This window comes from Microcystis sp. LE19-10.1B, assembly GCF_027530565.1.
Lineage (GTDB): Bacteria > Cyanobacteriota > Cyanobacteriia > Cyanobacteriales > Microcystaceae > Microcystis > Microcystis aeruginosa.
The window spans coordinates 1-6,167 of record NZ_JAPZQM010000578.1 but is presented as its reverse complement, the minus strand read 5'-3'; the positions used below and the strand labels follow the sequence as shown (position 1 = coordinate 6,167).

Sequence of the window (6,167 nt, the reverse complement as noted above, 5' to 3'; positions counted from 1 at the left end):
TAACCCTTATATAGAAAGGCATTTAGCGATTTTTGTCAATTGTTTTTTATCTAGAGCGAACTAATCAATTAAGTCTCTTACCAGATAAGGATTTAGTCGATTTATGCCCCCCTATCGAACCATACCAAGTAACGAAGAACCCAAAAATGTAGGGACAATTCATGAATTGTCCCTACCAAGGGTTTCAGATTACGCATATTTAATTTTCGGAAATATCTATTCTCTATCATCTGGGATTATTGGCATATCTGTAATGATTTGATGGCAGGGAAAACAATTAATTCCACGGATTAGAGAAGAATTCCCTAATCTCAAACAACAGCAAGAACTTTTAGAATTGATAGAGACAATCTTGGTTTATAAGTTACCCCAAGTCAGTAGAAAGGAGATAGAAGCGATGTTTAGTTTAAGTGATTTAAAACAAACTAAAGTGTATCAGGAAGCTTTAGAGGAAGGTAGAGAGGAGGGCCGACAAGAAGGCGAATTAGCAGCAAAATTAGCCTCTATTCCTCGTTTATTGGCATTAGGATTAAACTTTGAACAGATAGCACAAGCTTTAGAATTAGATATCGAACAGGTTAGACAAGCAACTCAAAGGGAATAGGAAAGGTTCAAACTTTGACAAATTGATACAATTGCTGGTGGCTATCTTTTGCCGGTAGCCATCAAGTAAAAATCGGCAACCCCGAAAATCTCTCAAGTCTTCTGTAGCTAAAGAGAAATCAAAAGTACAAACCCAATAAGACAAAATTATTCCTAATCTGCCTTCTTCTAATTCGCTGACTGCCACTATTTGATTATCAGTATTTCTTAAAACAATTGTCCCATTTTTGTATATATCCGTAAATCCGCCAGTTGCTATACACGGACTACCGACTTGCCATTGATTATTAATTGGCATTAAGTAGGGAGGCACAATTATTTGTAGGATGGGTTAGCGGTAGCGTAACATAATCGGGCGTTGGGTTTCATGCTTCAACCCAACCTACGTTCTTGCCATTGATTATTAATTGGCATTACTTGTTTAAATATTGTCATAGATCCAGTGAGAGTATTAACTGGACTAGCTATTACTGCTTACTGCATGGCAACCAACAAAAATGTGGACAAAGCTTTAATCATATACAACTTCAAAACTAATACAAATATTCCACAACGCCTTATTGTATTTTTACTGAAAATTTTTTATAACATTTTTAAATTATGTACGTTATAACTATTAAGATTATTAAACCAATCTTAGTATTTGAGTATTAATTACTTACTTTTTTGTTGGTGCTATAATATTTTTAACTTTATTTAAATAAAAGTCATGCAAAAAATACAAGTGATTCCAAGAAAAGGTAGTTCCAATTAATCTTAACCCCTAATAGGGATTGAAACTTGGAGGCAAAAATCAGCGATACTGATATTGAGATCACGATGGTGAATCCAGAAGAGATAAAGGAGAGAGAAAATGGCTAACGAAACCGTCACTGATTCCCTAGAAGCAGTTCTGACAAGGATTGAGGGGAAAATCGACTCTCTGGAAAAACGGATCGATGAGAGATTTGATCAGGTAGATAAGAGATTTGATAAGATAGAAGAACGGTTGACAAAAGTGAGATGTAGCCAAAGACTCTCTGGGAAATGCAGTTAAATAATTGGATGGCGACCTAAAAATATGAGTGAATTAACTATTCGTCCAGCTAAAATTAGTGGTGTCATCCCAGATTCGATCGCCGCCGAGGTGGGTTTTGAAATCGGGGATGCGCTCCTCTCTATCAATGGTAATCGTCCCCGGGACTTAATCGATTATCAATTTTTATGTGCCGATGAATTTTTAACCCTAGAAGTGCTTGATAGTCAGGGCAAAACTCACCGGATAGAAATCGAAAAAGATTATCATGAAGACTTAGGTTTAGAGTTTGAAACTGCCCTTTTTGATGGCTTAATTCAGTGTAATAATAAATGTCCTTTTTGCTTTATCGACCAACAACCAGAGGGCAAAAGAGAAACTTTATACTATAAAGATGATGACTATCGCTTAAGTTTTCTCTATGGCAGTTATTTAACCTTAACTAATCTCACCTCAAAAGAATGGCAGCGGATCGAAAAGATGCGAATCTCACCGCTTTTTGTGTCCGTTCATGCCACGGAACCCGATCTGAGAATTCGTCTCTTAAAAAATCCCCGCGCCGGTCAAATTTTAGATCATTTAAAATGGCTACAAGCCAGACAATTACAAATTCATGCCCAAGTGGTAGTTTGTCCCAATATTAATGATGGAATTCATCTCGAAAGAACCCTGTTAGATCTGGTTTCTTTTCATCGGGGAGATATTCCCTGTGTGGAGTCGATTGCCGTAGTTCCCGTGGGATTAACCCGCTTTCGTCCCCAAGAAGATGAATTAATTCCCGTTAGCCAAGAAAAAGCGCGAGAAGTGATCGAACAAGTCCAAACTTTACAGAAACAATTTTGTCAAGAATTGGGCAGTAATGTGGTATGGTTAGCCGATGAATGGTTTTTAATTGCCCGAGTCGATTTACCACCTCAATCTCACTACGAAGACTATCCCCAAATCGGTAACGGAGTTGGCTCGATTCGTCAATTTATTAGGGAGTTTCAGAAGACAGCCAAGAAGTTATTACCTGCTCAAATTACTCCCTCTAGACGGTTGGTATGGGTGGTGGGAAATGCGGTAGAACAAGCTTTTCAACCCCTAGTTAAACAGTTAAATAAGGTGCAGGGTTTAACCGTGGAATTAGTGGCTTTAAATAGTGATTATTGGGGACAGGAAATCACGGTTACGGGTTTATTAACCGGGCAAGATATTCTCAAAGGATTACAAGGTAAAAATCTTGGGGATGGGGTTTTATTACCCTCCCTAATGCTCAAGCATGGGGAAGCGGTATTTTTAGATGATTTCACCCTAGAAACTGTTATTAATCAGTTAGGAGTCCCTATTTATCCAGTCCTGGGAGTGGAGGAATTAATTAAAACTTGTCTCACTCTCAATCCCTTGAACAAATCCTAATCTTGAGAATAGACAATTATCAGTAATCGGTGATCAGATTTGAGTTTTTAGTGAGCGGTATTAAGTAGAAAATTGCCGTTTTCTTGGCACTGATTACTGATTACTGATTACTGTCTTAGCCTAGCTCCGCATTGCCTGTCCCTTGAAACATCAGCCAAGAGAGGAAAAAATTAGCCACAAAAATCGCTAACAAAGAAGTTACCACAGCCGTGGTAGTAGATTGACCAACTCCTTTAGCACCGCCGGTGGTGGTTAAACCCCAACTGCAACCGATAATAGCAATTAAAACCCCAAAAATTAGGGACTTTAACATAGAACTAATTAAATCCCATGTTTCCAGAAAATTTTGGGCTGATTGTAAGAATAGGGAATAGGAAATACCGTAAAGACTATCGGAAATAAATAAACCACCGAGTAATCCCGTGACTAAAGAGATAATAGTGAGCAGCGGTAACATTAAACTACAGGCAATCACCCGGGGAATGACCAAATAATCGATCGGATCGGTTTTTAAAATATATAAAGCGTCAATTTGTTCTGTTACTCGCATTGTACCAATTTCGGCGGCAAAAGCCGAGCCAACTCTCCCCGCCACCACCACCGCGGTTAAAACCGGGGCTAATTCTCTTGTTAAAGCCAAGGAAAGGACTCCCCCAACAAAACTACCCGCCCCAAAAAAAATAAATTCTCTGGCTACCTGAATAGTGAAAACCATACCCACAAAAGCAGCAGTAATTAGGGCAATTGTCAAGGATTCTGGCCCCACAATACTCATTTGTTCCAGAGTATTACGCCGGTGGATTTTGCCATTAAGAATATGTAAAAAAGTTTGTCCCGCTAACAAACCGGCAGCCCCCAAACGCTGAAACCATAAACTTAAACCACCGGCAGCATCACTTTTTCTTGGCATTTGTCGAGGGACTATCGCTAAAATCTAACTTATTATAGGCGAGAATTCCCTCTGATTATCCCTCGATTGTTGGGACTTGCTTTGATGCCACTCGATCGAGGGATAACAAACCATGGTTTTGTGCTGCTGGCAGGGGATAATAGAATTATCTAGTAGCCGTCAGCTATCAACCCTGATTCTTTATCCATGCCAGATTTAGCGAAAATTATCCTGAGAAACCATAAAATTGATGCTGTTAAACGATTCCATCCTTGGATATTTTCTGGGGCGATTAAAGAGATGGAGGGAGAAGTCAAAGAGGGTGCTATCGTTGAGGTTTATAGCGATCGAGGCGAATATCTAGCCACTGGACTGTATAATCCTAGCAATATTGCCGTTAAAATTCTTTCTTTCCAAAAAGTCAGCGATATTGCTCAATTATTTCTCGAAAAATTCCAGAATGCCTATCAGCTGCGGCAACAAATCGGTTTAGTGGATAACCCGAAAACTAACTGTTATCGCTTAATTAACGCGGAAGGAGACGGTTTACCCAGTTTAATCGTCGATTGGTACAATGGCACGGCGGTTATTCAAGCTTATTCTCTAGCTTTATACCAACGTCTCGATCTGATTGTCGATTGTCTGAAAACTATCTACGCTGACAATTTACGGGCAGTTTACGATAAAAGTGCCGCAGTTTTGGCGAAAAGCGCCCATATCTCTGAGAATAAATACTTATTTGGTCAAAAAAACGGCAATGAGGTGTTAGAATCCGGCCATCGCTTTATTATTGATTGGGAAAAGGGACAAAAAACGGGATTTTTCCTCGATCAAAGGGAAAATAGAGCAATATTAGCCCAATATTGTCAGAATAAACGGGTTTTAAATACTTTTTCTTACTCTGGCGGCTTTTCCGTCTATGCTATGCAAGCGGGGGCTGCCCTAGTCCATTCCGTTGATAGTTCCCACGGTGCGATCGATCTTACCGAAAAAAATATCGCCCTGAATAATCTCGGTGAAGTTCCCCATCAATCCTACAGCGCCGATGTTTTTAACTTCCTGCGCGACTGTCAGGAGGATTACGATCTGATTGTCCTCGATCCCCCCGCTTTTGCCAAAAGTATCCAATCCCGTCATCAGGCGGTTATGGCTTATAAAAGATTAAATTACCAAGCTTTCCAGAAAATTCGCCCCCAAGGTATTATTTTCACCTTTTCCTGTTCCCAAGTGGTTAACGAAGAACATTTTCAGGGGGCTGTCATGGCTGCCGCCATTGAATCGGCTCGCCCAGTGCGAATTTTAGCACGTTTAAGCCAACCGGCAGACCATCCCACCAGTATCTATCACTCGGAAGGTTCCTACCTGAAAGGATTGGTTTTAGCGGTGGATTGATGGAAAATTAAACGATTACCATCCGGATCATAGATGTAGATTTCCGGACCGTGGGAAGCCTGGCTAATTTCTCCCCTAGCACCATAGCCGATTTCGCTCCAATGCTCGAGGGCTTTTTCGAGACTCTCCACCTCGAAACAAATGCTCATGCCACTGCCCCTAGAATCGCTAAATTCGTCTCTGTGGGACTCTTTAGGGCAAAAAAGACCTAATTTAAGGTTAATCAGCCTAAATTCCGCATAAACGTGGGCAAGGTAGGGGTTTGGTTCCTGTTGCAACAGTTGACGATAAAACTGCACCGAGCGATCAAAATTACTCGTGCCTAGGGCAATAAAAGCCTCTGTGTAATTGAATGGACTATCGGGGGGGTTATTCATTGGGGTTGGGGATTAGGAGAGGGGAGATTGCCCAAAAGATCTACTTCAGTGCGGTGAAGATGTCAAGTCCCTTGTACTGCCAATAGTAGTCGCGTCCATTGCCAGACTTTCTATCTCCCTCGGTATTAAGCTCTTTAAAATACCTATATCTGCAAGTCCCCTGGGGTTTCCATCCGATCGAGGATCACCCTGAGCGTTCATCCGATCGAGTGATTTTGGGGAAAAAGTGTTAAAAAAGATTGCTGTTTGTAAAGACAACTGTTACCGTGGGTTCAAGAGTGCGCTTTGAAGGAGGAAAAATCCCATGCACCCTAACCTATCCATCTATCCCTCGATTGCTTCGCTACTTATGTAGGGTTTGCTGAATAAATCTAAAAACCTTGTTGGATAGGGTTTTTAGACTTGTTTTCCCTCAAAAAGTGCCGACCTTTGGAGTGATTGGGGGGAAAATTCCGGGACTTTTTCCCTGAAAATTAGGTAATTGACCCCCTGA

5 protein-coding genes and 1 pseudogene are annotated in these 6,167 nt (G+C 40.7%); 4 read left to right on the top strand and 2 right to left on the bottom strand.

Going from position 1 to position 6,167, the window contains the following annotated elements; translation table 11 throughout:
• Nucleotides 1-265: 265 nt before the first annotated feature.
• The 3 genes and pseudogenes from O9332_RS21035 to O9332_RS21025 form a co-directional block, all read left to right on the top strand.
• Nucleotides 266-604 (top strand): annotated as a pseudogene (locus O9332_RS21035) (Rpn family recombination-promoting nuclease/putative transposase); the annotation flags it as partial.
• An 852-nt stretch (nucleotides 605-1,456) separates the two neighbouring features.
• Complete coding sequence (locus tag O9332_RS21030) at nucleotides 1,457-1,639, top strand: DUF4164 family protein (RefSeq protein ID WP_002758502.1); 183 nt, start codon at nucleotides 1,457-1,459, stop codon at nucleotides 1,637-1,639.
• Nucleotides 1,640-1,663: 24 nt separating this feature from the next.
• Nucleotides 1,664-3,016: a TIGR03279 family radical SAM protein gene (locus O9332_RS21025; RefSeq protein WP_002758501.1), complete on the top strand. Its 1,353-nt coding sequence runs from the start codon at nucleotides 1,664-1,666 to the stop codon at nucleotides 3,014-3,016.
• A 115-nt stretch (nucleotides 3,017-3,131) separates the two neighbouring features.
• Here the strand turns inward: O9332_RS21025 and O9332_RS21020 are convergent, their stop codons facing one another.
• Complete coding sequence (locus O9332_RS21020) at nucleotides 3,132-3,926, bottom strand: MlaE family lipid ABC transporter permease subunit (protein WP_012264655.1); 795 nt, start codon at nucleotides 3,924-3,926, stop codon at nucleotides 3,132-3,134.
• 186 nt (nucleotides 3,927-4,112) lie between these two features.
• On the opposite strand from O9332_RS21020, the gene O9332_RS21015 reads away from it, so the two are divergent.
• Nucleotides 4,113-5,297, top strand: a complete 1,185-nt coding sequence (locus tag O9332_RS21015; RefSeq protein WP_288027243.1) for a class I SAM-dependent rRNA methyltransferase — start codon at nucleotides 4,113-4,115, stop codon at nucleotides 5,295-5,297.
• On the opposite strand, the gene O9332_RS21010 is transcribed toward O9332_RS21015, so the two are convergent.
• Nucleotides 5,264-5,674 carry a VOC family protein gene (locus tag O9332_RS21010; RefSeq protein ID WP_043998997.1) on the bottom strand — a complete coding sequence of 137 codons (411 nt, stop codon included), beginning with the start codon at nucleotides 5,672-5,674 and terminating at the stop codon, nucleotides 5,264-5,266. The genes O9332_RS21015 and O9332_RS21010 overlap by 34 nt on opposite strands.
• Between the last annotated feature and the right edge of the window lie 493 nt (nucleotides 5,675-6,167).

What these genes read in the sequence shown, in the direction of transcription:
- O9332_RS21010 (WP_043998997.1), bottom strand. Translation starts at nt 5,674, where the DNA reads ATGAATAACCCCCCCGATAGTCCATTCAATTACACAGAGGCTTTTATT.
- O9332_RS21020 (WP_012264655.1), bottom strand. Translation starts at nt 3,926, where the DNA reads ATGCCAAGAAAAAGTGATGCTGCCGGTGGTTTAAGTTTATGGTTTCAG.
- O9332_RS21015 (WP_288027243.1), top strand. Translation starts at nt 4,113, where the DNA reads ATGCCAGATTTAGCGAAAATTATCCTGAGAAACCATAAAATTGATGCT.
- O9332_RS21030 (WP_002758502.1), top strand. Translation starts at nt 1,457, where the DNA reads ATGGCTAACGAAACCGTCACTGATTCCCTAGAAGCAGTTCTGACAAGG.
- O9332_RS21025 (WP_002758501.1), top strand. Translation starts at nt 1,664, where the DNA reads ATGAGTGAATTAACTATTCGTCCAGCTAAAATTAGTGGTGTCATCCCA.